Annotated in this window: 20 protein-coding genes; 6 read left to right on the top strand and 14 right to left on the bottom strand. The window is 43.6% G+C overall.

Annotated elements, in window-relative coordinates; all coding sequences use genetic code 11:
* Together SD449_RS15485 and SD449_RS15480 are read right to left on the bottom strand one after the other, a co-directional pair.
* Window positions 1-3,087: an efflux RND transporter permease subunit gene (locus SD449_RS15485; protein WP_318311816.1), complete on the bottom strand. Its 3,087-nt coding sequence runs from the start codon at window positions 3,085-3,087 to the stop codon at window positions 1-3.
* Entirely contained in the window at window positions 3,087-4,169 is a 1,083-nt protein-coding gene (locus tag SD449_RS15480) for an efflux RND transporter periplasmic adaptor subunit (protein ID WP_318311814.1), read from the bottom strand. Before SD449_RS15480 ends, SD449_RS15485 begins: the two co-directional genes overlap by 1 nt.
* A gap of 269 nt (window positions 4,170-4,438) precedes the next feature.
* Here SD449_RS15480 and SD449_RS15475 point away from each other — a divergent pair, with 269 nt between their 5' ends.
* Together SD449_RS15475 and SD449_RS15470 are read left to right on the top strand one after the other, a co-directional pair.
* Window positions 4,439-5,284 (top strand): universal stress protein, encoded by an 846-nt coding sequence (locus tag SD449_RS15475; protein WP_318311812.1) that lies wholly within the window; start codon window positions 4,439-4,441, stop codon window positions 5,282-5,284.
* A gap of 4 nt (window positions 5,285-5,288) precedes the next feature.
* Window positions 5,289-6,149 carry a universal stress protein gene (locus SD449_RS15470; protein ID WP_318311811.1) on the top strand — a complete coding sequence of 287 codons (861 nt, stop codon included), beginning with the start codon at window positions 5,289-5,291 and terminating at the stop codon, window positions 6,147-6,149.
* Between the two features lie 2 nt (window positions 6,150-6,151).
* Here the strand turns inward: SD449_RS15470 and trxA are convergent, their stop codons facing one another.
* Window positions 6,152-6,451: a thioredoxin gene (trxA, locus tag SD449_RS15465; protein WP_318311810.1), complete on the bottom strand. Its 300-nt coding sequence runs from the start codon at window positions 6,449-6,451 to the stop codon at window positions 6,152-6,154.
* A gap of 167 nt (window positions 6,452-6,618) precedes the next feature.
* Between trxA and SD449_RS15460 the strand changes: the two genes are divergently transcribed.
* Complete coding sequence (locus tag SD449_RS15460; RefSeq protein WP_318311809.1) at window positions 6,619-7,386, top strand: 3-keto-disaccharide hydrolase; 768 nt, start codon at window positions 6,619-6,621, stop codon at window positions 7,384-7,386.
* A gap of 29 nt (window positions 7,387-7,415) precedes the next feature.
* On the opposite strand, the gene SD449_RS15455 is transcribed toward SD449_RS15460, so the two are convergent.
* Window positions 7,416-8,813, bottom strand: a complete 1,398-nt coding sequence (locus tag SD449_RS15455) for a S41 family peptidase (protein ID WP_318311808.1) — start codon at window positions 8,811-8,813, stop codon at window positions 7,416-7,418.
* A 67-nt stretch (window positions 8,814-8,880) separates the two neighbouring features.
* On the bottom strand, window positions 8,881-9,996 hold the full coding sequence (locus tag SD449_RS15450) for a helix-turn-helix domain-containing protein (RefSeq protein ID WP_318311807.1): 1,116 nt from the start codon (window positions 9,994-9,996) through the stop codon (window positions 8,881-8,883).
* 304 nt (window positions 9,997-10,300) lie between these two features.
* Here SD449_RS15450 and SD449_RS15445 point away from each other — a divergent pair, with 304 nt between their 5' ends.
* Complete coding sequence (locus SD449_RS15445; RefSeq protein ID WP_318311806.1) at window positions 10,301-11,338, top strand: sugar kinase; 1,038 nt, start codon at window positions 10,301-10,303, stop codon at window positions 11,336-11,338.
* 125 nt (window positions 11,339-11,463) lie between these two features.
* Here the strand turns inward: SD449_RS15445 and SD449_RS15440 are convergent, their stop codons facing one another.
* The 3 genes from SD449_RS15440 to SD449_RS15430 are packed head-to-tail and all read right to left on the bottom strand — an operon-like array spanning window position 11,464 to window position 15,973.
* Entirely contained in the window at window positions 11,464-13,116 is a 1,653-nt protein-coding gene (locus SD449_RS15440) for a sodium:solute symporter (protein WP_318311804.1), read from the bottom strand.
* Window positions 13,117-13,150: 34 nt separating this feature from the next.
* Window positions 13,151-14,476, bottom strand: coding sequence for a xylose isomerase (xylA, locus tag SD449_RS15435; RefSeq protein ID WP_318311803.1), 1,326 nt, complete (start codon window positions 14,474-14,476; stop codon window positions 13,151-13,153).
* Between the two features lie 12 nt (window positions 14,477-14,488).
* Window positions 14,489-15,973: a xylulokinase gene (locus SD449_RS15430; RefSeq protein WP_318311802.1), complete on the bottom strand. Its 1,485-nt coding sequence runs from the start codon at window positions 15,971-15,973 to the stop codon at window positions 14,489-14,491.
* A gap of 272 nt (window positions 15,974-16,245) precedes the next feature.
* Here SD449_RS15430 and SD449_RS15425 point away from each other — a divergent pair, with 272 nt between their 5' ends.
* Window positions 16,246-17,283 (top strand): LacI family DNA-binding transcriptional regulator, encoded by a 1,038-nt coding sequence (locus tag SD449_RS15425; protein WP_318311800.1) that lies wholly within the window; start codon window positions 16,246-16,248, stop codon window positions 17,281-17,283.
* On the opposite strand, the gene SD449_RS15420 is transcribed toward SD449_RS15425, so the two are convergent.
* The 6 genes from SD449_RS15420 to SD449_RS15395 are packed head-to-tail and all read right to left on the bottom strand — an operon-like array spanning window position 17,280 to window position 24,429.
* Window positions 17,280-18,566: a TRAP transporter large permease gene (locus tag SD449_RS15420; protein ID WP_318311798.1), complete on the bottom strand. Its 1,287-nt coding sequence runs from the start codon at window positions 18,564-18,566 to the stop codon at window positions 17,280-17,282. The two genes, SD449_RS15425 and SD449_RS15420, sit on opposite strands and share 4 nt — an antisense overlap.
* Window positions 18,556-19,038 (bottom strand): TRAP transporter small permease, encoded by a 483-nt coding sequence (locus SD449_RS15415; RefSeq protein WP_318311796.1) that lies wholly within the window; start codon window positions 19,036-19,038, stop codon window positions 18,556-18,558. The genes SD449_RS15420 and SD449_RS15415 overlap by 11 nt, the downstream gene beginning before the upstream one ends.
* Entirely contained in the window at window positions 19,038-20,012 is a 975-nt protein-coding gene (locus SD449_RS15410) for a TRAP transporter substrate-binding protein (RefSeq protein WP_318311795.1), read from the bottom strand. The genes SD449_RS15415 and SD449_RS15410 overlap by 1 nt, the downstream gene beginning before the upstream one ends.
* Complete coding sequence (locus SD449_RS15405; RefSeq protein WP_318311794.1) at window positions 20,009-20,680, bottom strand: bifunctional 4-hydroxy-2-oxoglutarate aldolase/2-dehydro-3-deoxy-phosphogluconate aldolase; 672 nt, start codon at window positions 20,678-20,680, stop codon at window positions 20,009-20,011. Before SD449_RS15405 ends, SD449_RS15410 begins: the two co-directional genes overlap by 4 nt.
* 48 nt (window positions 20,681-20,728) lie before the next feature.
* The gene (uxaC, locus tag SD449_RS15400; protein WP_318311793.1) at window positions 20,729-22,150 is read right to left on the bottom strand and encodes a glucuronate isomerase; all 1,422 of its coding nucleotides are present in this window, start codon (window positions 22,148-22,150) and stop codon (window positions 20,729-20,731) included.
* A 20-nt stretch (window positions 22,151-22,170) separates the two neighbouring features.
* The gene (locus SD449_RS15395; RefSeq protein ID WP_318311792.1) at window positions 22,171-24,429 is read right to left on the bottom strand and encodes a glycoside hydrolase family 3 C-terminal domain-containing protein; all 2,259 of its coding nucleotides are present in this window, start codon (window positions 24,427-24,429) and stop codon (window positions 22,171-22,173) included.
* 176 nt (window positions 24,430-24,605) lie between these two features.
* Between SD449_RS15395 and SD449_RS15390 the strand changes: the two genes are divergently transcribed.
* Window positions 24,606-26,786 (top strand): alpha-glucuronidase family glycosyl hydrolase, encoded by a 2,181-nt coding sequence (locus tag SD449_RS15390; protein ID WP_318311791.1) that lies wholly within the window; start codon window positions 24,606-24,608, stop codon window positions 26,784-26,786.
* The last annotated feature ends 1 nt before the right edge of the window (window position 26,787 follow it).

The following is a 26,787-nucleotide window of genomic DNA, read 5'->3' as shown; positions in this document are numbered from 1 at the left end:
CTAGGAAAGCTCAAGGGTTTTGAATTCTGGTCGTTGTACTTTTTTTCTGGACCACATCAGGTAAAGCGCCGGGATTACGAACAGGGTAAGCACCAAGGAGAACATGGTGCCACCGATAATCACAATGCCCATACCGGTTCTGCTAGTGGATGCAGCCCCTAAGGAAAGGGCAATGGGGAGCGCCCCCAGTGCCACAGTGAGACTGGTCATAAGTATAGGACGCAACCTTGATACCGAGGCCTTCATTATGGCGTCCATTTTGCTCATATGCTCATCGTCTTCCTGCAATTGATTGGCAAACTCCACGATAAGAATACCGTTTTTTGTTACAAGCCCTATCAACATGATGGTTCCTATCTGACTGAAAATGTTCCAGGTTTCACCAAAAAGCCATAGCGAGAACATGGCGCCGGCCACGGCCAATGGAACCGTCAAAATGATGATGAAAGGATCTATGAAACTTTCAAACTGGGCCGCTAGGATCAAAAATATCAATACAAAAGCAAGACCGAACGCAAATGCGGTGTTGGAACTACTTTCCACAAAATCCCTGGACTCTCCGCCAAGGTCGGTGGTAAAAGTATCGTCCAGAACCTTTTCTTTTATGGCATTCATCGCTTCGATGCCATCTCCCATACTTTTGCCGGGGGCCAAACTAGCGGATACCGTTGCGGACATGTACCTGTTGTTGTGAAAAAGTTGGGGAGGGCTGCTGTGCTCTTCAGTGGTTACAAGGTTGTCCAGTTGTATGAGCTGGCCTTCATTATTTTTTACAAATATGGAGGTAAGGTCCATGGGTTCGTCGCGATCCTGTTTATCGAACTGGCCAATGACCTGATACTGTTTGCCGTTCATCAAAAAGTAGCCAAAACGCTGTCCGCTCAACGATAATTGCAAAGTTTGCGCTACGTCCCTTACCGATACCCCAAGACTTTCCGCCTTTTCACGATCAATGGAAACATAAAGTTCCGGTTTGTTGAATTTTAGGTTTACATCCACAAAGGAAAAAGTAGGGTCCTTTTCAGCTTCGGCCATAAATACCGGGATTCTTTCTTCGAGCTTTTCAAAATTCTTTGCCTGGATGATGAATTGCAAGGGCGCGCCACCGCGTTTGTTTACCGAGATGGTCGGTCGTTGGAAAACACTTGCCCTACCGCCCACGTAGCTTTTTGCCCACTGTCCAAAATCCTGGGCTATTTCTGCTTGGGTGCGTTCCCGTTCGCTTGGGTCGGATAAAATTATACTGGCCCTCCCGCTGTTCACCGAAGAAACCCCAAAACCGGGAGATGTTATGATAAGGCCAACCTTTGTCTCTGGAATGGAATCCAGTACCAGACCTGTGATTTCTTCCATGTACCGTTCCATGTATTCGTAGGACGAGCCTTCGGGCGCATTTACCACAAGGCGGACATAGCTTCGATCATCGTAGGGAGCGGTCTCCTTTTGGAGCAGAACATAGAACAGCACGATAACTCCGATACAACCAAACAAAATAGGAATGCTGAGCCATTTTCTAGCAACAAACCTTTGCAGTGTTTTTTCGTAGGCCCGATTCATGTTTACAAAGAACTTCTCCGTAACATGATAAAACTTGGATTGCTTTTGTTTTCCAGGTTTGATCAAATAAGCGTTCAACATGGGAGTGAGGGACAACGATACGAAGGCGGACACCAATACCGCAGCACTCAGGACCACACCAAATTCCCTAAACAACCGCCCAACAAATCCTTCTAAAAAGATAATGGGCAGAAATACCGCGGCCAAGGTCACGGAAATGGAGATTACGGCAAAAAAGATTTCTTTGGATCCCTTGATGGCCGCTTCGATTGGACTCATGCCTTCCTCTACTTTCTTATAAATATTTTCAGTGACCACAATACCATCGTCCACTACAAGACCTGTGGCAAGTACAATGGCCAAAAGGGTAAGTACGTTTATGGAAAATCCGAACAACCACATAATAAAGAATGTGGCGATCAAGGAGACCGGAATATCAATGAGAGGTCTCAGGGCCATGGACCAGTTTCTGAAAAAGAGATAAATGACCAGGATTACGAGGATAATCGATATCAAAAGTGTTTCTGCTACTTCGGTAATGGCTTTTCGAACAAATACCGTGTCGTCCACCACAATGTTGAGCCTGAACCCCCCTGGCAAGTCTTTTTTGAGCTGCTCGTACTCTTTGTAAAACGCGTCCGCGATTTCCAGATAGTTGGTGCCGGGTTGCGGAATTATTGCAGTGGCCACCATGGGCTGTCCAAGATTGGTCATCTTGGTCTCCATATTTTCCGCTTCCAAAGATGCCGTCCCGATATCGCTCAAATGCACCAACTTTTCACCATCGGCCATGATTACGATATTGTTGAATTCTTCTTCGGTGTTCAGGTTGCCAATGGTTTTGACGGTAAGTTCTGTGTTGTCCCCCGTCAATTTGCCGGAAGGCAATTCAATGTTTTGGGCCAACAAGGCACTGCGCACATCAGCAACGGTAAGTCCGTAGGATGCAAGTCGGATAGGGTCTATCCACAACCGCATGGCATACCTGCGCTGTCCCCAAATTTGGATGCTGCTTACACCAGGTATGGTTTCAAGGCGCTGCGCAATCACATTTTCGGCGTAGTCGGACAGCTCTAAGATGTTTTTGTTGTCACTTTCAATGGTCATGGACAAAATACGTTCCGCATTGGAATCCGACTTGGAAACAACGGGAGGAGCATCAAGGTCTTCGGGAAGACTTCTAACGGCTTGGGAAACCTTGTCCCTTACATCGTTTGCCGCTTCCTCAAGGTTTTTGTCCAAATTAAATTCAATGCTAATGGAACTTGACCCTTGGACACTGGAGGAACTAATATTTCGTATACCATCTATGGAGTTGATGGCTTTTTCCAATGGTTCTGTAATCTGGGACTCAATAATATCGGCATTGGCACCGGAGTAGTTGGTACGTACCGAAACTTGGGCAGGGTCTATGGAAGGATATTCACGTATTCCCAAAAAAGTGTACCCAATAGCCCCGAACAGAACTATGGCAATGTTCATTACGATTGCAAGTACGGGCCTTTTTATGCTTAAGGTAGATAGGTTCATTATTCTGCTGTAAGCGTTCTGTTGGTTTTGACTTCTTCCAGTTCTACCTTGATGGGATTGCCATTTTGAACGGCCATTACCCCATAGGTGATTATGGTATCCCCAGCTTTTAGGCCGGAGACCACCCTTACGGAGCTTCCGGTGCGCGCACCCGTTTCAACATCTACTTCCTTCGCCTTTCCATTTTCGGAAATAAACACTCTTTTTCCATTTTGAACGGGTATCAAGGATTCCGTGGGGACCAATAACGCATCGTTGACCGTTTCCAAGGGCAATATCACATTGGCAAATCCACCGGGATATAAATTTTCATCGCGATTGTCCATTACGGCACGTACCCTAAGTGTTCTGGTGGTGACCTCTATTTCTGGGTCTATGGCATAAATGGTGGCCTCGTACTCCTTTTTGGAATTTGACGCAGTAAAGTTCAATACCGTGCCCACATGTACCTGTGATGCATATTTTTCCGGGACCGAGAACGTAATCTTCAAATCATCCGTGTTCACGAGCTTCGCAATTACGGTGGATGGCGTCACGTAGGTTCCTTTGGAAATGGAACGCAGTCCAATAGTACCGGAAAACGGAGCTTTCAGAGTTGTCTTTGACAACTGGGAACTGATAAGCTCCGCTTCGGCACTTGCTGACTGGTAATCAGCACTTGCAATATCATATTCTTCTTGACTTATGGCTTGTTTTTCCAAAAGGAGCTTGGCCCTTCTTTCGTTTTCGGCGGCCAATTTTCGAGCGGTCAATGCTTTGGAAAGCTGGGCCTGGAGTTCTACATCGTTGACTTTGACCAGCACTTGTCCCTCGGAAACTTTTCGTCCTTCCTTAAAATTGATGCTTTCCACTATTCCGGATACTTCGCTCCTGATCTCTATCTGTTCATCGGGCTCCAATGTCCCTGAAATTGAAATATTGTCCTCAAAAACCTGGGGCCGTAGAACCATGCCCGATACCGTGGCAATTCTTGGTCCTGTTGGTCCTGAATTGCCGACCTGGGAGTTGGATTTGATTCTGTAGGCAATTAGGGCACCTGCTCCAACAACTAATAGGGTGTAGACTATATATTTTACTTTCATCTTGGCTTGGTGGTTGGTGGTGCTGTTTTTAATTAAAAACAGACTGCATTCAAAGATAGCGCTAGTGCAATATTCATTGAAAGTGAGTATCAAGAATTTAACATAGCAATCCCCTAAACACCCATATGCTTCGGGTTAACGACAAGAAATCGGGTGCAAAACTCTTGCTATAAAGGCTTAAGTTGTTAAATTTTTGAGGTATAGGGGATTGACGAATATCATTTTCTGCAAAAATCCAGACCTATATCTTTGGAAAAAGCCCGAGTGTCATGAAAACCATATTGATTCCGACCGATTTTTCACAAAACGCGCTGCATGCCCTGCAATATGCACAGCAGCTGTTCAAATGTGAGCGTGCTTGCTTTTTTGTACTACATGCTTATGGTGAAGAAGTTTATGGGGAATTTAGGACAGTGGCCAAAGAGGATATTGCGCATCTCAAAAAAGAAAAGGAACAGGAAACAAAGAAAAAATTGGATGAGTTGGTCAATGCAGTTATCGGTGAACCGCCCAACCCGTTGCATAATTTTGAGACCATTGCAAGTTTTGACAACCTGATTGATGGAATAAACGATTTTGTGGATGAGATGAACATAGATGTAGTGGTGATGGGAACCAAAGGGGAGACCAGCGACCACAAGACCACATTTGGCAGTTTTACGGTGGAAATATTTAAATATGTCAAGTGCCCTGTTTTGGCCATCCCGGAAGATTTTGAATACAGACAGCCCAAGGCAATTCTTTTTCCTACCGACTATTTGCTGCCCTACAAGCGCAGAGAGCTTAAACTTTTGGGAGATCTTGCGAGAAAGTTCAAGTCCAGGATCCATTGTTTGTACATAACCGATTTTGACGAACTGAGCCCAAGACAGGAAGATAACCGTTTGTTTTTGGAAGGGGCCCTGACCAAGTCTTATTTGCACTTTGAAACGACCCCCATAAAGAACAAAGCCGAGGTAATTCTGGAACACATCGATAAGATTGAGGCTGTAATGTTGGTAATGATGAATTCCCGTCATTCCTTTTTTGAGGATATGCTGTACAGGTCCACGGTAGATCTGCTCGGACTAAAAATCAAAATACCCTTTTTGGTAATGCAGAACATAAACCGGTGAAGCGTTGAGAAAAAAAAGAATCATATTGCCAACAGATTTCTCCAAAAATGCATGGAATGCGATTGCCTATACCTTGATTATGTTCAAGAATGTCCCCTGTGATTTTTTCGTCATCAATGCTTATCAAGTTGGGGCTTCAGGTCTTTCTACCAAAATGGCAGGGGCAAACGATACCCGTTTGTACAATTTGATGAAGGAGCAATCGGAACGTGATTTACATCGAGAGCTGGAAAAGATCAAGAGTTTTGACCTAAACCCGGATCATGGTTTCAAAGCCCTATCCATAGCGGATACTTTAGTGAACGCCATAGGAAAAACGGTTTATAAAGAGGGAATCGATTACATTATTTTGGGAACCAAAGGTGCATCCGGACTTAAGGAGGTGTTTATGGGCAGCAATGCTTACAAGGTGGTCAAGGAGATAGACTTTTGTCCCGTTTTGGTTGTCCCGGACGATTATAGAACGGTCGGAACGATACAGAATATTCTATTGGCGACGGGCTATGAGCATCTGTTTGAAAATTATGAGCTCAAACCATTGCTGAACATCATAGAGCAGTTCAATGCCAAATTATGGATTGCCCATGTGGGAAATTTAGATGGGCTCACTACAGAGCAGATACAATCTAAAAATACACTTAAGAAAAGGCTAAAAACAATCGATTTTGAGTTTGTTGAGGTCGAAAAGGACGTTTCTATCAACCATACCGTTCAAAAATTGGTCGATAGTGACAAGGCCATAGATATGGTCGCAATGATCAACCAAGATCATTCCTTTTTTGAAAAATTGACCAGAGAACCCGTCATCAAAAAGGTCACTTTTAATTCCAAAGTACCATTTTTGGTAATCCATCTCTTTGAATAGACCTACAAAAATGACTTCGCCAACTGCACTATTTCATTTTTTTGGAGCACGCCGGATTTTCTCCAAAGCTGTTTTCCGTTTTTAAAGAAAATCATCGTGGGCACGCCCTTTACTTGATAGGTGTTGGCAAGGCCCTGGTTTTTGTCCACGTCTATTTTTACTATTTTCAAAGAATCGCCCATCTCGTCCTTGACCTGTTTTAAAATGGGTGCCAACATCTTACAAGGGCCGCACCATTCTGCGGAAAAATCGATAAGGGTAAGTTGGTCGCTATTGATAAGAGCTGCAAAATTTCCTTTCATCGTTAGTGGTATTATGTGCGGCAAGTTATAAAATCCAATGCTTAGCCAAAGTGACCTTGGTCACATTATCCGGACTTTTTGATGTGTGCCAATAGTATTTAAACCATCTAAGGTCGGATACTTTTTCTATCTTTAAACACTGCACAAAAAAACAAATACAACTAAGCATGCACACAAGAATCACGACCCTACTTTTTGCACTAATGATTTTGGTTTCCTGCCAAGGCGAGAAAAAGAAAGAAGAAACGTCCAATGCTTGGCGCACCAAAAAGGCGGCCGAGGAAAATGCCAGTCACAATGAATTGTTGGAAGTGGAAAAAGAACAAGGTTGGGAACTGCTTTTTGATGGTAAGAGCCTGGAAGGATGGCACTTGTACAACGACTCAGGGGCCAAGTCCGTATGGGAGGTTGTTGATGGGGAGCTGCACAGCAATGCAAACGACGAGTCCTTGGCCGCGGGCGATTTGGTGACGGACAAATCCTATTCCAATTACGAACTGTCCTTGGAGTGGAAAATTGCAGGCAACGGAAATAGTGGGGTTTTCATCAATGTACAGGAACTGCCCAATGTTCCCACTGCATGGCAAAGCGGCCCTGAATATCAGATTTTGGGAGCGGACCACATGGATTATGATGTTACGGAGAAGAGCCCAGGTTGCCTGTATGCTTTTCTGCCCCAGCAGAACAAGGTAGAGATCAGGCAGGGTGATTGGAACAAGACCACGATCAGGCAGGAGGACGGTAAAATTGCATTCTATCTAAACGGTGTGTTGACCGCCGAGCAGGATTTGAATTCACCAGAGTGGGAGGAAATGATTGCCGAGTCCCATTTTTCCAAATATCCAGAGTTCGGAAAATATACAAATGGCAAGATTTCACTTCAATATTGGTATTTTGAAACATGGTTTCGGGATATAAAGATCAGGGAGCTCTAGGTCGAATCCACGGTATTCAAGTATGCAGCTTAATTTATGGTTTGAAGCAGACCGTTCAGGATTTCATCTTTTTCGTCCAATAAATGATCTTGGATTCTGATGTCGGGAACCACTCCTTCCTTTTTGGTGCTGCCGTTCACGCGTATGGTATACCCTTTGGAAACATTAACGGTGATTTTCGTGTTTGGAAGTGCATATTGAAATTGTGAAGCGTACAGCGTAGGATATTCACCCGTTTCTTCCCCAACAATGGTCCCAAAGTGGTAATCCTGAATTTGGGCCGCCGTTACCGCAGCTTGCGAATGGGATTGCCGGTTGACCAGAACATAAAGATTTCCCACAAATCTTTTGGATGGTGGTTGAGGTTCGCGGGGTTCAAAATCATAATCAAACGCCTCACCGTTTTTATGGTTGAGAATACTTTGCCAAAATGTACTCGTCGTATCATACTTTTTTCGCACATGCTCCTTTAAAAACTTACTGGTCTTTAGTTTAAAGCTGGAATGCCATTTGAACGGTCTGTTCGCAACATAGGAGACCAGATAATCGCTATAAGAATCGTCGCCACCGCCATTGTTCCTAAGGTCCACAATAAGATTTTTGCTCTTTCTCTCTATTATTTGACCAAATGCCGAATCGATAAATTGGCGATATTCTTCTTCATTTCCGCTAAAATTTCCAGGTTTGAGGTAGGCGGATTTTCCAATGAACTCCAATTTTCTGTCGGAATCGATCAATTCGTTCCTTTTCATTTCATAACCTTCAATCAAGGCTATGGCATCCACTAAATAGGTCTTTGTAACTCCGTTAGATCTGATGGTAACCTCAAAACGGTCCTGTTTTCCATAAGCCTGCCAGTACAACCTTGGAAACGAATACAATTCTATTTTGGCATTTTTAAAATAGGGGCGTTCAGCAGACAGCAATGGATTTATTTTGGATAAAATCTCGGACATGGCTGTTCCATTGATGCTTAGGATTTCAGCACCAATTTTGATATCGGTATTGCTGGACCAGTTTTTTCGGATGAGGGATTTGCCGTTCTCGAAGGCAATTTCCAGAGGAAACAGCGTACCGCCGGAATTGGCATATTGTCCGTAGGAAGTACCTGGGAAATTAATTTCAGTATGGCCATTGTTCGCTTTTGAAATTACCTTTTGAAAGATTGACGTAGCTTCCAACAGGCTAAAACTATCTTTTTGTATTCCTTGTTTGATGAGGTTGTAATTCTTGTCAAACTGCGATTTTGGCGTATAGGCATATAAATTATAGTGTGCTTCTGCCAAAGACTCCTTCAGAAATACCAAGTCTTCCAAAATTTCTTCTTTTGAAAAATGGTTTTGTGCAAAGATGTTTGTCCAACATAACACGTTCAATGTAAGGAAGATTTTATACAAAGAAGCGGTGGGTAAAAAAATGGCTTTCATCAATTTTAAATTTTCTGCAAAACTAGACGGGTAGGTAAAACGAAGCGACCGACTGCTTCCTTTCGGACTACTTTTTTTGTTGATTGATGTATTGGCTGGGCGTTTTACCCGTAATTTTTTTAAAGGCATCGTTAAAAGTGGATTTTGATTTAAATCCGCACTCGAAAGCAATACCAAGAAGGGTCATTTTTTGATATTCTGGATCGGTTGATAATTTTTTGAACGTCTCCACACGATAGCTGTTCACATATTCATAAAAGTTTTTGGAAAAGCTACGGTTTATGGTATGGGAAACCTGTTTGGGATTCAAGTTTACAAGTTCGGCCAACTTGGTCAGATCAAGTTCAGGGTCAAGGTAAGGTTTTTTGCTTTCCATGATATCCGTGATCTTATCTGCCCATGCCGGGTTATGTACACTTTCATCGGCTATTTTTTTTCGTGATAAATACCCCGAAGTATCCGTTTTGGCTTTTACATATCCCTTGAACCCAATCCAATAGGTTACAATGGCAAGACCAACAAACGTGGGCAGGAAATAGAATTTCCGCAAACCTCCATCAAACAGATAGCGGTCAATTTCGGTAAGAACCATCCAGCCTATCCAAAATACGGAGTAAACAATCACAGGTAATTTTAACCAATCCAGTGACCGGTTTTCCAGATTGGAATAGTTCTGTTTGAGCCAATTTTGATATTGGTACAAAACCCGAATAGAAACGATGGTATAAACCGTAATGGACAAAATGCCCAACCACTGTTCTGCCAGATAAATTTTGGTGTAGGGATGGGCAGGGGTCTCGTATATGCCGTCGGCTCCCAATCTGTAAAATGGGGTGCGGTAAAAAATAAATTCCAAGAGCACTGGAACAAAGTGCACAAGGTCTTTTTTGGTGAACCTAAACTGCTGGTCGGTAACACTTTTGGTGTAAAAATATAACGACGGGCCAATACCAAAGAGAAGCTCAAGCTGAACATACCTGAACACAGGAAACATGTTGTAGCTATGGAGTACGTTTACCAACGCAATGTTGAATGCCATGAGGGCAAAAAACACAATGAGCAGCGAAAGGAAGATGTTCGGTTCTCGTCTCGGCCTTTTAACGAAGAGCATAATGCCCAAGACCATCGCTTGTAGGGCAAACACAAAAATTATGGTTGTTAAGATGGGATTCGGCGAACTCATATTGGGGCTAATTTAGCCAATGTTGACTTCGGAAAAAATTGCCTAGGACTATTACTTTGCAATTATGTTCTGGCCGAAGATTTGTTCCGGGCATTAATGAAGGTGTTTTATGGATAGTTTCTTCATTAAAACGAGCCTGGAAAATCTTGTTTAAACTCCTCATCTGAACGGTTGGATAATTTTGAAGGGTTTCCTTCAAAATGTATTGAAATTGTTCCAAAAATCTTGAAGAAATCCAATCATATTTCCCAAGAATATAGTAGTTTGCTTGGTCTAGTAATCAATGTTTAACAAAACAGCTAAAATGAAAAAAATAGTAACATTTGGAGAGATTATGCTTCGATTGGCGCCCAAAGAAAACCTTCGGTTTTCGCAGGCATCGGAGTTTAATGTGATCTACGGCGGTGGCGAGTCCAATGTAGCGGTGTCCTTGGCCAATTACGGCCTGCCAGTGGAGTTCGTGACCCGTTTACCAAAGAATGACATTGGGGAATGTGCGCTCATGGAAATGCGAAAACGTAATGTTGGAACCAATCACATTGTTTTTGGTGGTGACAGGTTGGGGATTTACTTTTTGGAAACCGGTGCCGTAAGCAGGGGAAGCAAGGTGGTTTATGACAGGGCACATTCTGCAATGGCGGAGATTGAACCAGGCACCATTGATTGGAAATCGGTGTTCAAGGATGCCCATTGGTTCCATTGGACCGGAATAACTCCGGCCATTTCCCAAGGAGCTGCGGATACGTGTTTGGAAGCGGTGAAAGTGGCAAGTGAGATGGGACTTACCATTTCCACAGATTTGAATTATAGGGCAAAGTTGTGGAAATATGGTGTGGAGCCCGAGACCATCATGACGCCCTTGGTTTCCTACTGCGATGTGATTCTTGGAAATGAGGAAGATGCCCATAAACACTTTGGAATCCATCCTCAAGGACTCGATGTGCATAAAGATGGAAAGGATGTTACCGCGGAAGCGTTCCTATCCGTTTGCGAGCAAATGATGGAAAAATTTCCAAGGGCCAAAAAAGTAATCACCACTTTACGAGGTTCCATCAGCGCCTCGCACAATACGTGGGCAGGTGTAATGTACGATGGAGAAAAAATGTACAAATCCCCAACATATCAAATCACCCATATTGTGGATAGAGTGGGAGGGGGAGATAGTTTTATGGGAGGCCTTATTTATGGTCTGAACACTTACGAAGATGACCAAAAAGCATTGGATTTTGCCGTAGCAGCTTCCTGTTTGAAGCATACTATATATGGCGATGCGAATTTGGCAACCATTGCAGAAGTGGAGAAGTTAATGGAAGGCGATGCATCCGGACGGGTGGCCCGATAACTTTTTTATTTCTTTGGTTTTGCAATCGATTGTGATTCAAAAACCAACCTTATGGAAATCAAATGTCAATAAATATAAAAAGCCCCATTTTTATGGGGCTTTTTTCTGATTGATTTTTATTTGTTTCAACCCGTAAAATAGGATAGAATTCCAATGACGATGACGACCAAAAGTACGGACAGTACCACATCTATCTTACTGTAACTTCCCTTGGAAGCAATACGGTCCTCGGGGGACAAGGTACCAAAGGATAAACCTTTGATCCTCGCGTAGTCCGGAGGTGAAGTTGCTAAGGTTACCGCAATACAGAGGGCCACCGAAAACAAAAACATGAAAATCGCCATATGGGAAAAATTCACCGTGGCGAATTGGAAAAGGATACCGGAAACCTCGGTTCCTGCCGATATCTCCGGTTGATAGTAAATCTCGGAACCCAACCTTAAAACCAAAAGCACCAAGCCGGCCAATAATGTAGTAATGGCTGCTTTGGAGTTTACACGCTTCCAAATAATTCCCAGTAAAAAAACTGTGGTCACGGGTGGAGCTACGTAGGATTGCACATTTTGAAGGTATTGGTACATGACCCCACCTCCAATTTTGTCCATAATGGGAATCCATATAATACCAAGGACTACGATGATTCCTGTTGCGACCTTACCAATGGTCAACAGTTCACGCTCACTTTTTTGAGGGTGCAACTTTTTGTAGATATCAATGGTAAAAATGGTGGAACAGGAGTTGAACACGGATGCCAACGAGCTCATCAAGGCTGCCATCAGACCACCGGCGACCAAACCTTTCAATCCAACCGGGAGCAGGGTTTTCACCAGCATGGGGAAAGCCCTATCGGCACGATCTACTGCAAACACCTCCGGGTTTTGTATGGTCAAAGCAAATGCAATGATACCAGGAATCAAAAATATCAAAATAGGCATCAGTTTAAGGTATGCCCCAAAAATGGCACCCCGTCTTCCTATTTTAATATTATTGGCCGCAAGTGTCCGCTGAACAATATATTGATCGGTACACCAGTACCAAACCCCTACGATGGTTCCCCCGAACAAAAGTCCTGTCCAAGGAAAATCGGGGTCGCTCATCGGTCTCCACATATTAAAATGTTCTGGACTGACGGTTGTAACGGTTTCGTGCAACTGTCCCCAACCACCTACTTCTTTAAGTCCCAAGTACGTGATGATCAAGGAACCCAATATCAGGATTACCGTTTGTAAGGTTTCGGTATAGATTACGGCCTTCATTCCACCGATAACCGTGTATATTCCCGTGAATACCACTACTCCGATGGCCCCGTACCAAAAAGGAATCCCCAAAAGTTCGGAAACTACGATTCCACCGGCATAAATGGTTACCGAAACCTTGGTCAATACATAGGCAACCAAAGAAAAAATGGACAAAAACCAGCGTGACTTGCTATCGAAACGTTTTTCCAAAAACTCGGGCATGGTAAACGCCCCGCTTCGGATATAGAAGGGCAGGAACAACCATCCCAATAGCAGTACGATCCACGCATGCAGCTCGTAATGGGCCATCGGGGTACCCGATTCAAACCCGGTACCGGCAAGTCCCACCACGTGCTCGGAGCCAATGTTGGAGGCAAAAATGGAGGCGCCTATAACGAACCACCCCACATTTCTACCGGCCAAAAAGTAGTCTTCCGTGTTCTTGTTTTTTTGGGATACCACCCAAACGGCCACTCCTATCAAGGCCAAAAAATAGATGCCTAGTACGATCCAATCCGGCCTTTCTAAAACTGATTCCATTTTAACTATTGGTTTGCTTGATCAAAATCGGCAATTAAATATGTTGGTTGATGATGTTCTCAAACAATTCCTGTTTACCACTACGCTTTTTGATGTCCTGGTTAGCAGATGCATGTTTGTGAAGATCTTCCAAACTAAGTTTGCCATCTTCAAATGACTTTCCGGAACCGGAGTCAAAAGATGCGTAGCGCTCTTTGCGCATTTGGCTATATTTTGAATTTTCAAGAATATCGCTCGCTGCCATCAAAGCTCTGGCAAAAGCATCCATACCACCAATGTGCGCGTGGAAGATATCTTCCAGATCGGTAGAATTCCTTCTGATTTTCGCATCAAAGTTTACACCGCCCCCTTGGAATCCGCCAGCTTCCAAAATAATCAACATGGACTGGGTAAGTTCATAAACATCCACAGGAAACTGATCGGTATCCCATCCGTTTTGGTAATCGCCCCTATTGGCATCGATACTGCCCAGCATGTTGTTGTCGGCTGCAACTTGCAGTTCATGCTCAAAGGTATGTTGGGCCAATGTTGCATGGTTTACCTCAATGTTGAGTTTGAAATCATCTTGGAGACCGTATTTGTTCAAAAAGCCCAGTACGGTAGCTGAATCGAAATCATACTGATGTTTTGTAGGCTCCATAGGTTTTGGCTCAATAAAGAAGGTTCCTTTGAAACCTTGTGCACGAGCATAGTCCTTGGCCATGTGAAGGAACCTGGCCATATGATCTTGTTCACGGCCCATATCGGTGTTGAGCAGCGACATGTATCCTTCGCGTCCTCCCCAGAAAACGTAGTTTTCACCTCCTAATTTTATAGTGGCGTCAATGGCATTCTTCACTTGGGCACCGGCGTAGGCCACCACATCAAAATCTGGATTGGTCGCAGCACCGTTCATGTATCTTGGATTACTGAAGCAATTTGCCGTTCCCCATAACAGTTTTACTCCGGAGGCGGACATTTTCTCTTTGGCATAATCGGTAATGATTTCCAATCTTTTTTCGGATTCCGCCAATGTTTTTCCTTCATCTATCAAATCGAAATCATGGAAGCAGTAGTAGGGAGCCCCAATCTTTGTGATGAACTCGAATGCCGCATCCATTTTGTCCTTGGCCTGTTGTATAGGATCTGTGTTGGTCAACCAAGGGAAATTTTGGGTAGGTGCCCCGAAAGGGTCGCCACCGGTTCCGGTAAAGGTATGCCAGTAGGCAATGGCAAATTTAAAATGCTCTTTCATTGTTTTACCGGCGACTACTTTGTTTTCGTCGTAATATTTAAAGGATAGCGGATTGTCCGATTTCTTTCCTTCAAATGAAATTTTACCTATTCCCTTAAAAAATTCCTTATCTCCTGTCGTAATCATAATATTTAAAATTCAATTGTGTATGTATTCGTTTAGATTATTTTTCCATGCTTGATAGGCTTCTTTGTATCTGTCCGCGGAAGCATCAGGTTCGTATGTCTGCTGAACTTTATCGGTGGCCGTTGCTTCACCAATGCTGTTGAAGTCACCTGAAGCATAGGCAGCAGCCCTAGCGGCCCCAACTGCGCCAGTGGTTTCAACAATATCGATTTTGCTGTTGGAAAGGGTGGCTATTGTTTTTGAAAAAACACCTGCCCTAAAAAGATTGTCGTTCCCCGCTTTTATGGATGTGATGTCAACACCATCATTTTTTAAAATTTCCATTCCGTATACAAACGAAAAAGCAATCCCTTCCAATGCAGCCCTATATATGTGGGATGCCTTGTGAACGTTGAAATTGATGTTCAACATACGAGATCCTTTATTGATATTGTTCAGCATGCGTTCCGCCCCGTTTCCAAAAGGCAGGATATGAAGTCCGTCCGAACCTATCGGAACCGACTCGGCTTGCTGGTTCATGATATCATAACCGATGCCTTGGCTCAGTTCGGAGCGAACCCAACTGTATTGGATTCCGGTACCGTTGATGCATAAAAGTTTACCGATCCTTGTATCTTCTTTTGAATGGTTTACGTGGGCAAAACTGTTGATGCGGGTATGCTCCTGTGTTTTTTTCTGTCCCGATATGGCATACACCACGCCCGATGTTCCGCCGGTTGCAGCAATTTCGCCCGGTTCCATCACGTTGAGCGCCAACGCGTTGTTTGGTTGGTCACCGGCCCGGTACATTACAGGAATACCCTCGGGCAGCCCAGATTCTAATGCACCTTGTTTGTTTACAATGCCCTGCTCGGAAAAGGAGGGACGAATTTCGGGAACTGAAACTGGGTCTATTCCAGCATCCTCCAACAACCAGGAAGCCACTTTGTTTTCTTTGAAATCCCACATGATTCCCTCCGAAAGTCCAGAGGGGGTGGTGACACAGGTACCGGTAAGTTTCATCGCCAAGAAATCGCCGGGCAGCATAAACTTATCTATTTTGGCAAAGGTGTCAGGTTCGTTGTCTTTTACCCATTTGAGTTTGGAAAGGGTAAAATTGCCAGGGGAATTCAATAAATGCTCTACGCATTTGGATTTTCCTGAATTTTGGAACAATTGTTCACCTATGTCCACGGCCCTACTATCACACCAAATTATGGAGGGCCTAAGTACATTTTGGGACTTGTCCACCACGACCAATCCGTGCATTTGGTAAGATATTCCAATGCCTTTGATCGTATTTTTATCAATAGAGTTCTTTGAAATGATTTGCTGGGTCGCCAAGCAAGCATATTTCCACCACATCTCAGGGTTTTGTTCGCCCCAACCTATGTTTACGGAATCGATCGGCATTTCTTTTTTGGGTTCCTGCACAATGTCCTTTACCTTGCCATTCCCGGCTTCCACCAGTGCAACTTTTATCGAGGAACTACCAATATCATAACCTATCCAATACATTGATCAAAAATTACGTATTTTTTTATATATTTTTTCAAATATAGTTAACGGAACCGATTGCGTAAATTAAAATTCCATTTTCTTTTTGGGAAGTGCACTTTATAAAGGGTGCAGCGCCTTTTTACCATATTGTAAATGTCTCGGAAAGAGGCGATTTTAAAAAATCGATTTTAAAAAATTATTGTATAAGGAAACTAAAAGTTAAATTAGTCACCAATAGTTCAAGTCAAATAGCATTCCTCGACTTGAATAATCTAATTGCAATTTGAACAATGAAGATTAAAAAAGAGGTTACCATATACGATCTTGCTAAAGAGTTGAACTATTCTCCCTCAACCATTTCCAGGGCGCTGAACAACCATAAGAGCATCAGCAAAAAAACGGCAAAATTGATCAAGGAGGCCGCTGAAGAAATGGGATATCGACCCAATAACTTGGCAGCCGGATTAAGAAATAACAAGAGCAATACCATTGGAGTGCTCATTTCCAGGATAAACAGGCCATTTGTATCCTCATTGATCAGTGGAATCGAAAAAACGGCACGAAAGGCTGGATATAATGTTTTGATAAGCCAATCCAACGATAAATACCAAAGCGAGATCAACAATAGCAATGCGCTTTATGATAGTAGGATCAGCGGTCTGATTGTTTCCTTGTCCATGGAAACGAAAGATATGGAGCATTTCAAAAAATTCGTGGAAAATGGAATCCCGATCGTGTTCGTTGATCGTGTTCCAAGCAATTTCAATTCGTACAAAGTGGTTATCGATAACTATACCGCAGGGTATTCGGCCACAAAACATTTGATAGATCAGGGCTGTAAAAGAATTGCACATTTTGCTGGTGCAAAGCACCGAAACGTATACTTGGAAAGGAGAAAAGGCTATTTGGATGCACTTCGCGAACATGGATTGCCTATAGAGGACAAACTTGTTGTTAATTTTAAGACCTTGAGTTTTGATGAGGGAACCAAAGCCACCGAAAAGTTACTGAAGATGTCCAACCCTCCGGACGGTATCTTCGCCGCGAACGATACTACGGGTGTGAGCGCCATTATGTGCGCAAAAAAAATGGGGGTGAAGGTTCCGGATGAATTGGCCGTTATCGGTTTTAACGACGACCCAATTTCATCAATAGTACAACCATCTTTATCAACTGTGTCGCACCCTGCGAGCAAAATGGGAGCTATTTCGGCCAAAAGAATCCTTGAGCATTCGGCACAAAGTTATGATACCGATCTTTCTGAAATCACCGTATTGGGGACCGAAATCATTGCCCGTGGTTCTTCTTTAAAAAAGGTGCAATCCTAAAACCCGAAGAGGCTTGGAAGCCAAAGGCTCAACTCTGGAAAAACACTTACCAATATAAGCGCCAGGATCATGGCCAAAAACAATGGCAACAATGGGCGGATGACTTTTTGAATCGTTGTTTTACCAACCCCTACACCTATAAAAAGTACCGAACCTACTGGTGGTGTGCATAGGCCTATACAAAGATTCAATACCATGATGATCCCAAAATGTACCGGGTCTATACCGATTGCAGTGACCACTGGCAAAAATATGGGGGTAAAGATCAATACAGCAGGTGTCATGTCCATAAAAATGCCAACAACAAGTAAGATGATGTTGATCAAGATAATCACCATTATTTTGTTATCGCTCAACCCTAATAATACCTCGGTTACCGCTTGGGGAATGTTCTCGTAAGAAAGTACCCATGACATGGCAATGGACACGGCAATAAGCAGCATCACAATGGCAATGGTGGATGAGGATTCCACCAAAATAGGACGAATGTCCTTGAAGGATATTTCCTTATAGGCCATAGCCAAAACCAAGCAATAGATAACTGCTACCGATGATGCTTCCGTTGCTGTAAATATTCCCGCTACAATACCACCGATGACCACAATCAACAAAAACAAACTTGGAAGTGCATTCAAAAAAGTTTTGAAAATGGTCTTTAAAGAACTGCGGTCCGCCGTGGGATATCCTTTTCGTTTGGCCCAAATGTAGGCCACGATCATTAACAGGAGCCCGGTGATAAGTCCTGGTAGATAACCAGCCAAAAACAATGCTCCAATGCTAACGCCCCCACTTGCCACCGAATATATGATGAAAATATTGCTGGGAGGTATTACAAGTCCCGTAGTGGCCGAGGTTACGTTAACCGCAACCCCAAACCCTTTATCGTAACCAGATTCTTCCATTTTGTCGGACATAAAGCCGCCAATAGCTGCAGCAGCTGCACCAGCCGATCCTGCTATGGCCCCGAACAACATGGCCGCCACAATATTGACGTGTGCCAATCCACCGGGCAATGCGCCCACCAAACTTTTTGCAAAGGCTATCAAGCGTTCTGCAATACCCCCCTTGTTCATAATGTGACCTGCTAAAATAAAAAATGGAATGGCGAGGATAGAAAAGCTGTCCAAGCCTGTTACCAATCGTTGAGCAATGGTGGTAAGGGCGGGAAATGTGTCAACACTGACCAACAAGGTTAAAATGGATGAAACCCCCAGGCTCCAGGCAACAGGTACCCGAAGGGAAATCAATATAAGAAAGCTTAGGATAAGAATACTAATTTCCATTCTTCATGTTTTTTAGTAATGCAAAAAGTTCTGAAAGCTTGTAGTAAAGAATAAAAACCCCTGATATGGGCAAAACCATATTTACAAATCCGATAGGTAGCTGCAGCGCTGGCGAGGTTTGTCCCAACTCAAAGGAAATATAAACGTATCGCAACCCTCCAATCAAAAAAACCGATACGACGAAGAGCAACACCACAAGATGAACGATGAAGTTCAGGTAATTTTGTTTTTTTGGATCAAGGTTCTGTGGCCAAAGATCGATTGCGATATGAAGTTTTTTGCCCGACGCATAGGCAGCTCCCAAAATACTGAGCCAAACCAATAAAAAGCGGGCAAGTTCATCGGTCCAGGAACTTTGACTTTCCAACAAATACCTGGTGATCACTCCCCAAACAACATCGAGCACCATTGCAGCCAATAGTACGACCAACACCCACTCCAGAAATGTATCAATATGCTGTTTCACTTTCATTATTGTACTTTTTTAATTTCTTCCACCAGTTCATACAAATGGCTGTCTTTTTCTCTTAAGGACTGTAGCATTGGTTCAGCTTTTTCTTCAAAAAGCGATTTATCGGGATGTATCACTTGTACGCCTGCCTTTTTTATTTCATCCAAGGCTTCGCGTTCGGCTTTTTCCCAAAGTTCCCTTTGCAAAACCGTAGCTTCTTCAACCGCTTCCATAACCCATTCCTTTTCTTGTTGATTCAATTTGTTCCAAGTGATTGTTCCGATCACCAAAATATCCGGTATGGAGCTGTGTTCATTAAGGGAAAAATATTTGCAGACCTCGTAATGTTTGGATGAGTAAAAGCTTGGAAGATTGTTCTCTGCTCCGTCCACGACACCCTGCTGAAGGGAGGTATAAAGCTCGGCCCAGGAAATCGGGGTGGGGGAGCCGCCAAATTGTTTGACCATTTCAATGGCTGTAGGACTTTGCATGACACGAATTTTTAGCCCCTGAAGATCTTTTGGTTTTTCGATGGGAGTGTCCTTGGTATAAAAGGATCGGTTCCCGGCATCAAAATATGTCAGTCCTTTGAGCCAATATTGCTCGGAACCCGAAAGCAGTTTTTTTCCGATTTCACCATCATATATTTTAAATCGATGTGCATTGTCACGGAAAATATAAGGGTAGCCCAACACTTTAAGGTCGGGTGAAAAGTTTTCCATAACTGCGGCAGATACCTTCGTCATGCCCAAACTGCCAATTTGCAGTAGCTCCAAGCATTGTTTTTCGGAACCCAATTGACTACTCGGGTAAATTTCAATTTTAAGCTTGCCCTCCGATTTTTTTTCAACCAAGTCGGCCATGTACACCATTGCCTCGTGTACTGGATGGTTTACACTGAGACTGTGGGCCAATTTTATGGAATTGACATCCTTGTTCTCCGGTCGGCACGAAAGAAGAAAGACAAAAATTACGGGGAACCACCAGGATTTCATACTTTTTTGATCTCTTGTATGATGGCTAGTACTTCTTTTACCTGTTGAGTGATGAGGTTAAAATTCCCTGCTACCAATGCTTGTTTATCAATGAGTTTGGAGCCCATGCCAACACAGGTCGCGCCAGCTTCGAACCAACTGGTCAAATTTTCCTTGGTGGTATCTACGCCTCCAGTGGGCATAATGTTGGTCCAAGGTTGGGGTCCTTTGACCGCTTTGATGAACTGAGGGCCATAAACCTCGGCAGGGAAAAGCTTTACCACTTCGCATCCCAATTCCTCTGCTCTTGTAATTTCGGTAAGGGTGCCACAACCCGGGGACCAGAAAATCTTTTTTCTGTTACAGATAATGGCAATATCTTCCCGCAAAACAGGGGTTACTATAAATGAGGCTCCCATATTGATAAAATTGGACGCTGTGGCTGCGTCGGTAACGGAGCCTACCCCTAAGATCATATCCGGGCATTCCTTATTGCAGAAATCCACTAGTTGGGAAAATACCCGCTCTGCATTTTCACCGCGATGGGTAAATTCAAATAATCTCGCGCCACCATCATAACAGGCTTTCACCACCTGTTGCACCATTTCGGGGTCGGAATTGTAGTAAAGCGGAACGAATCCTGTTTCGCCCATCGTTGTAAATACCTCGTTTCGGGTGTATTTTTTCATGTATTATAGGTTTGTTTAGTCAAAAAAAATTATGTTGGATTTAGGGTTTTAAACTAAGTTTTTTACCATACTGGGGAACTGAAAAAAGGTTTTGGCATTGTTGTAGGTAATGTCCTCGACGATTTTTCCGATCCATTCGATATCATTGGGAAGAAGTCCCTCGTTAATATCGTTGCCCAGCATGTTACAGAGTACTCTTCTGTAATATTCATGTCTTGGAAAAGATAGAAAGCTTCGGCTATCGGTGAGCATTCCTACAGAGCAGCTGAGCAGTCCTATATTGGACAAGGTGTTCAACTGGTCTTCAATGCCTTGTTTTTGATCCAAAAACCACCAAGCGGCACCAAATTGAACCTTTGATTTGATTCCCTCTCCTGTAAAGTTTCCGGCCATGGTTGCAAAAACCGCATTATCCGATGGATTGGAATTGTACAAAATAGTCTTGGGAAGACAATCCTTCATGTTTAACTGGTCAAGCAAACTGGCCAATTGTTCGGCATGTTGATAATCGCCAATGCTGTCGACCCCTGCGTTGATACCTACTTTCTTCAGAATTGCTTTGTTGGTATCCCTGATAGGTCCAAGATGCAACTGCATCACCCAATTTTTCTCATGGTACAACTCACCAAGAATATTTAAAATGGCTGTTTTGTATATGGCCGCCTCCTTCTCGGTAATTGATTTTTCCCCTAACCGAAGGGACAAGATGTTATTTACTTGATGTTCGGTATATTCCACTCCATAGGCATGGGACAAACCGTGATCGGAGAGTCTGCACCCATTTTCATGAAAATAATCAACTCTTTTTCGAGCTGCCTCTTTCAAGGAGTCAAAATCGGTGATTTCGATCCCTGTAATTTTGGACATGGTGCTTAGATAGTCCTTGAAGTCAGCTTTTTCAATGTTGATCAATCCATCTGGCCTAAAGGTCGGTAGTACTTTTACAGGATAGTCCGATTCCGCCAGCTGGGAATGAAAACGTAAATCGTCCAGAGGGTCGTCCGTTGTACAGACCGCCTCAACGTTCATGTTTCTAATTAGATTTTGCGGTGAAAAATCAGCTTTTTCAAGTTGTTTGTTGCAGTCACGGTAAATATCGGAAGCACTTTTCGTATCCAACAGTTGGTCAATGCCAAAATACCTGCTCAATTCGAGATGTGTCCAGTGATACAACGGGTTTCTAAGCGAATAGGGTACCGTTTGGGCCCATTTGTGGAATTTTTCCTCGTCGGTTGCATTGCCCGTAATGTATTTTTCTTCGATACCCAAGGCGCGCATGGCTCTCCATTTATAATGATCACCCTCGATCCAAATCTTGGTCAAGTTTGCAAAGTTTTTGTTTTCTGCAATTTCATTGACCGGAAGATGGCAGTGGAAGTCTATTATGGGTTGATTTTTTGCGAAGTTGTGATATAACTCCTTTGCGTAATCCGTCCGGAGCAAAAAATCGTCCTGTATAAATTTTTTCATGCTTTGATCTCTAAATAGGTTTAGTTAAGGGTGATGGTTCCTGTGCTCATTTTTGGTGCTCCCAGTTCAAAGCTTCGTTGCATGGGACTGCTACCGCCAACATACACCTTAAAATCTCCAGGTTCAAAAACCCTCTCGCCTTCATTGTTCACCATCTGGAATACTGTGGGCTCCAAAGTGAAGGTAATATTTTTAGAGGTTTTAGGTTCTAGGGTGACCCTTTTCACCCCGAACAATTGAAAATTTGGAACGGCAACGGAAGCCTCAATATCGGAAATGTAAAGTTGTACTACTTCATCTGCTGCCACATCGCCCTCATTGGAAATATCAATGGATATGGATACTTTCTCATCGTTTTTTATGGATGTTTTTGAAATGCCAAGGTCGCCATAAGAGAATTCTCCGTAGCTGAGGCCATAACCGAAAGGATAGAGCGGTTCTTGATCCATATACTTATAGGTTCGTCCTTGCATGGAATAATCTTCGTAATCGGGAAGCTGGTCCAAGGATTTTGGAAAGGTTATGGGCAATCTTCCGGAAGGGGAAACTTCGCCAAAAATAATATCGGCTATGGCGTTACCGCCCTCTTCACCCGGATACCAAACTAATAGTACGGCATCGGCAAGTTCGTGTACCTCCGCCAGGTTCATGGGACTGCCCCCGGTAACAACGGCAATTATTGGTCGGTCTCCCGCAGCTTCCCGCAGCTTTTTTAAATAGGTAATCTGGTTCTGTGGAAGGTTGTAATCCAATCGATCCCCCGCAGTGGACGATGCCAGAGCAGCTCCTTCTTCACCTTCCAACAGATTGGAAATACCCAACACAGCAATGGTGGCATCGCTGGTCCCAGCATTTGGGGAAGCCCAATCCTGCGGATTTAGGGATTCTCTATCCAACAAGGCACCTTTTCTATACTGTAATTGGCTCCCTGGATCAATGGCCCCGGCCACTCCTTCCAAAACGGTTACCATTTTTGGGTTTACTCCATAATAGTTGCCCAAAAGTACCTCGGTATCGGTGGCATTCGGACCGGTCACAAAATATCTTGAAAGATCTTTTTTTAATGGAAGTACACCATTGTTTTTTAGCATGACTATACTTTTCTGTGCCACCTCCCGTGCCAGACCTCGGTGCTCGTCGCTGTCGATTACATCGGTCGGAATATCATCGTAGGGATTGCTTCCTTTTGGGTCAAACAGTCCCAACTTAAAACGGGTACGTAGCAAAATGGCAAGTTGTGCATCGATCTCTTGCTCGGTAATGAGTCCTTGTTTAACGGCTTCCGGTAGCCCTTCCAAATAAGTGCTACCACAATTAAGGCTCACACCGCTTTTTACGGCAAGGGCCGCCGCCTCGGCAGGGGTATTCACGACTCCGTGTCCACCATCCTCCGGAGAATTATAGAAATCTTCCAATGCCCAGCAATCGCTCAGCACATGACCTTCAAAATTCCAAGTGTCGCGGAGCACGTCCGTTATCAAATAAGTATTGGAACAGCAAGGCTCTCCGTTGGTGCTGTTATACGCGCACATTACTGCCTCTACATCGGCATCCACCAAGGATTTAAAGGCTGGCAGATAAGTTTCCCAAAGATCTTTTGGACTTGCCGTGGCGTTGAACTCGTGACGTAGTTTTTCAGGTCCACTGTGCACAGCATAATGTTTGGCACATGCAGCGGTCTTTAAATAATTGGGATTGTCTCCTTGAAGCCCTTTAACGAATGAGGTGCCCAAAATGGACGTAAGGAAAGGATCCTCGCCATAGGTTTCCTGCCCTCGGCCCCAACGTGGGTCTCTAAAGATATTGATGTTCGGAGTCCAAAACGTGAGTCCACCATACCTTAAATGATAGCCCTTGTCCTTTGCCGCATTGTGCATGGCTCGGGCCTCATCAGAAATGGCGGAGCTCACCCTAAATGCAAGGTCACTGTCAAAAGTAGCTCCTAATCCTATGGCCTGCGGAAAAACAGTGGCCGTACCTGAGCGCCCTACCCCGTGCAATGCCTCGTTCCACCAACCATATGGGGGAATTCCCAAGCGTTCAATTGCAGAGGTATTGTGCATCATCTGGTCTGCTTTTTCTTCCAACGATAGTCGCGAAATCAAATCGGACACACGATCATCAATAGATAATGCAGTGTCATAAAATGGGAATTCATAGGGTACATTTCCCTTATTGTCTTCCTCAGTATTGGTTGTCGAGGTATCGGTTTTTTGATTACATGATAAACATAATAGAGGGACAACGGCACAGAAGAGAAGTATCTTAAAATGTTTCATGGGGTTGGCCTTTTTAATATTTTTCTTCAAATAGATTTCAAATTTCGTAAAAAAATCGATTTTTGCAACCGATTGCACTTTACATTTTGTTAATCTATGAATTTTTTAGTTATTTTACTCAACGCAATTGATTGATTTAATAATAAATCAATTTTTTTTTGTGCATTTCTTAAATCATGAGACATACCCCTAAAATATCAAAGTTATTCCTTTTTTGTTCTTTTATTCTACTGAGTACCAAGGTATTTTCCATTTCCAATGGATATGATCTATGGCTCAAATACGATAAAATTTCTGATGTTGAACTACTCGAAAACTACCGAAAAAGCCTGGAAAGTGTTTATTTGGAAGATGGAAGCGAGACTTTGGGCATCATTCGTAAAGAGCTGGCAATGGGCCTTGGAGGTTTATTGGACGGGGAGGTCATGTTCAACACTTTTAGCCCCGTAAAAAATCAACTGATTGTTTCCAAGTCTGGAAACCTACCGGAAGCTTTCAGGAATGCCATTAAAACCGACCTTTTGAAAAAGGATGGATACATTGTCAAAACAGTGAAACAGGGTGGTCAATCTTATGTGTTGGTCACAGCGAATACCGATATTGGGCTGCTTTATGGAACTTTTCATTTTCTCCGTACCCTGCAAATGCATAAATCCTTGGATGGGATAAATATTGAAGAGTCTCCCAAGGTGGATGTACGAATGTTGAACCATTGGGACAATTTAGACAGGACCATCGAAAGGGGCTATGCTGGATTTTCCATTTGGAATTGGCAAACCCTGCCCGATTATATTGATCAACGATATATTGATTACGCCCGAGCAAACGCATCCATTGGAATCAATGGCACCGCCTTGACCAATGTGAATGCGAACGCCCTTATTTTAACACCTCAATATATTGAAAAGGTTAAGGCCTTGGCAGATGTGTTTAGGCCATATGGTATAAAAGTATACCTCACGGCCAGGTTTTCCGCTCCCATGGAAATAGGTGGGCTGGATACGGCAGATCCTCTTGATCCTGAGGTGATTCAATGGTGGAAGGACAAGGCAAAGGAGATATATAAGAGTATTCCCGATTTTGGAGGTTTCTTGGTAAAGGCCAACTCTGAAGGCCAGCCAGGACCACAAAACTATGGTCGGACCCATTTGGATGGAGCCAATCTTTTGGCCGACGCCGTAGCACCTTTCAATGGTTTGGTCATGTGGCGGGCTTTCGTTTATTCGGAGCACGATGCAACGGATAGGGCCAAGCAGGCTTACACTGAATTTGTTCCAGATGATGGAAAATATAGGGATAATGTATTGATTCAGGTCAAAAATGGCCCCATAGATTTTCAACCGAGGGAACCCTTTCATCCCTTATTCGGAGCCATGCCCAATACGCCGCTCATGATGGAGTTTCAAATAACAAAGGAATATTTGGGTTTTGCCACGCATTTGGTATATCTACCCAAAATGTTTGAGGAAGTCCTGCAAAGCGATACCTACCAAAAAGGCAAAGGTTCACTGGTGGCGAAGGTGGTAGATGGTTCCCTGAACAACAAGAAACTTACGGGAATGGCAGGCGTAGCCAATATTGGAACCGATATCAATTGGACGGGACATCCGTTCGCACAGGCAGATTGGTACGGATTCGGAAGGTTGGCATGGAACCCCTATATGGATTCCAAAGAGATAGCCGATGAATGGTTGCGCTGCACTTTTGGAAATGAAGACGAGTTTTTGGAACCCATCAAAAAAATGATGATGGAATCAAGGGAAGCGGTGGTCAATTATATGAACCCGCTCGGTTTGCACCATATTTTCGATACTGGTCACCATTATGGCCCCGGCCCATGGGTAGGCAATCTATCACGTCCGGAATGGAATCCCGTATATTACCATAAAGCAGATGAGGAGGGCATTGGTTTTGACAGAACCAAAACGGGTAGTGATGCCTTGTCGCAATACGCTCCAGAGCTGGAAAAAAAGTATTCCGATCTAGATACCTGCCCTGAAGAATATCTGCTGTGGTTTCACCATTTGCCATGGGACTACGAACTCAAAAGCGGAAGAACCTTGTGGGATGGTCTTGGAATAAAGTATCAACAGGGAGTGGACCAAGTTCGCGATATGATCAAAACATGGGATACTATGAAACCCTATGTGGACAGTGATACCCACCTTCAGGTAAGCATGCTGTTGGAGATACAACACAAGGAAGCGAAATGGTGGCGGGATGCCTGCATGTTATATTTTCAGACATTTTCGAAAATGGATTTTCCAGAGGAAATGGAAGCCCCGGAAAATACCTTGGAATATTATAAATCTTTAAAATTCCCCTACGCGCCGGGCATACGTCTGCGCTGGGATTAAA

This window comes from Flagellimonas crocea, assembly GCF_033441595.1.
GTDB lineage: Bacteria > Bacteroidota > Bacteroidia > Flavobacteriales > Flavobacteriaceae > Flagellimonas > Flagellimonas crocea.
The sequence above is the reverse complement of the archived record's forward strand: the minus strand, read 5'-3'. Positions and strand labels throughout refer to the sequence as shown.

Coding starts and splice junctions, on each gene's coding strand:
- SD449_RS15485 (WP_318311816.1), bottom strand. CDS start 3,087: ATGAACCTATCTACCTTAAGCATAAAAAGGCCCGTACTTGCAATCGTA.
- SD449_RS15480 (WP_318311814.1), bottom strand. CDS start 4,169: ATGAAAGTAAAATATATAGTCTACACCCTATTAGTTGTTGGAGCAGGT.
- SD449_RS15475 (WP_318311812.1), top strand. CDS start 4,439: ATGAAAACCATATTGATTCCGACCGATTTTTCACAAAACGCGCTGCAT.
- trxA (WP_318311810.1), bottom strand. CDS start 6,451: ATGAAAGGAAATTTTGCAGCTCTTATCAATAGCGACCAACTTACCCTT.
- SD449_RS15460 (WP_318311809.1), top strand. CDS start 6,619: ATGCACACAAGAATCACGACCCTACTTTTTGCACTAATGATTTTGGTT.
- SD449_RS15455 (WP_318311808.1), bottom strand. CDS start 8,813: ATGAAAGCCATTTTTTTACCCACCGCTTCTTTGTATAAAATCTTCCTT.
- SD449_RS15450 (WP_318311807.1), bottom strand. CDS start 9,996: ATGAGTTCGCCGAATCCCATCTTAACAACCATAATTTTTGTGTTTGCC.
- SD449_RS15445 (WP_318311806.1), top strand. CDS start 10,301: ATGAAAAAAATAGTAACATTTGGAGAGATTATGCTTCGATTGGCGCCC.
- SD449_RS15440 (WP_318311804.1), bottom strand. CDS start 13,116: ATGGAATCAGTTTTAGAAAGGCCGGATTGGATCGTACTAGGCATCTAT.
- xylA (WP_318311803.1), bottom strand. CDS start 14,476: ATGATTACGACAGGAGATAAGGAATTTTTTAAGGGAATAGGTAAAATT.
- SD449_RS15430 (WP_318311802.1), bottom strand. CDS start 15,973: ATGTATTGGATAGGTTATGATATTGGTAGTTCCTCGATAAAAGTTGCA.
- SD449_RS15425 (WP_318311800.1), top strand. CDS start 16,246: ATGAAGATTAAAAAAGAGGTTACCATATACGATCTTGCTAAAGAGTTG.
- SD449_RS15420 (WP_318311798.1), bottom strand. CDS start 18,566: ATGGAAATTAGTATTCTTATCCTAAGCTTTCTTATATTGATTTCCCTT.
- SD449_RS15415 (WP_318311796.1), bottom strand. CDS start 19,038: ATGAAAGTGAAACAGCATATTGATACATTTCTGGAGTGGGTGTTGGTC.
- SD449_RS15410 (WP_318311795.1), bottom strand. CDS start 20,012: ATGAAATCCTGGTGGTTCCCCGTAATTTTTGTCTTTCTTCTTTCGTGC.
- SD449_RS15405 (WP_318311794.1), bottom strand. CDS start 20,680: ATGAAAAAATACACCCGAAACGAGGTATTTACAACGATGGGCGAAACA.
- uxaC (WP_318311793.1), bottom strand. CDS start 22,150: ATGAAAAAATTTATACAGGACGATTTTTTGCTCCGGACGGATTACGCA.
- SD449_RS15395 (WP_318311792.1), bottom strand. CDS start 24,429: ATGAAACATTTTAAGATACTTCTCTTCTGTGCCGTTGTCCCTCTATTA.
- SD449_RS15390 (WP_318311791.1), top strand. CDS start 24,606: ATGAGACATACCCCTAAAATATCAAAGTTATTCCTTTTTTGTTCTTTT.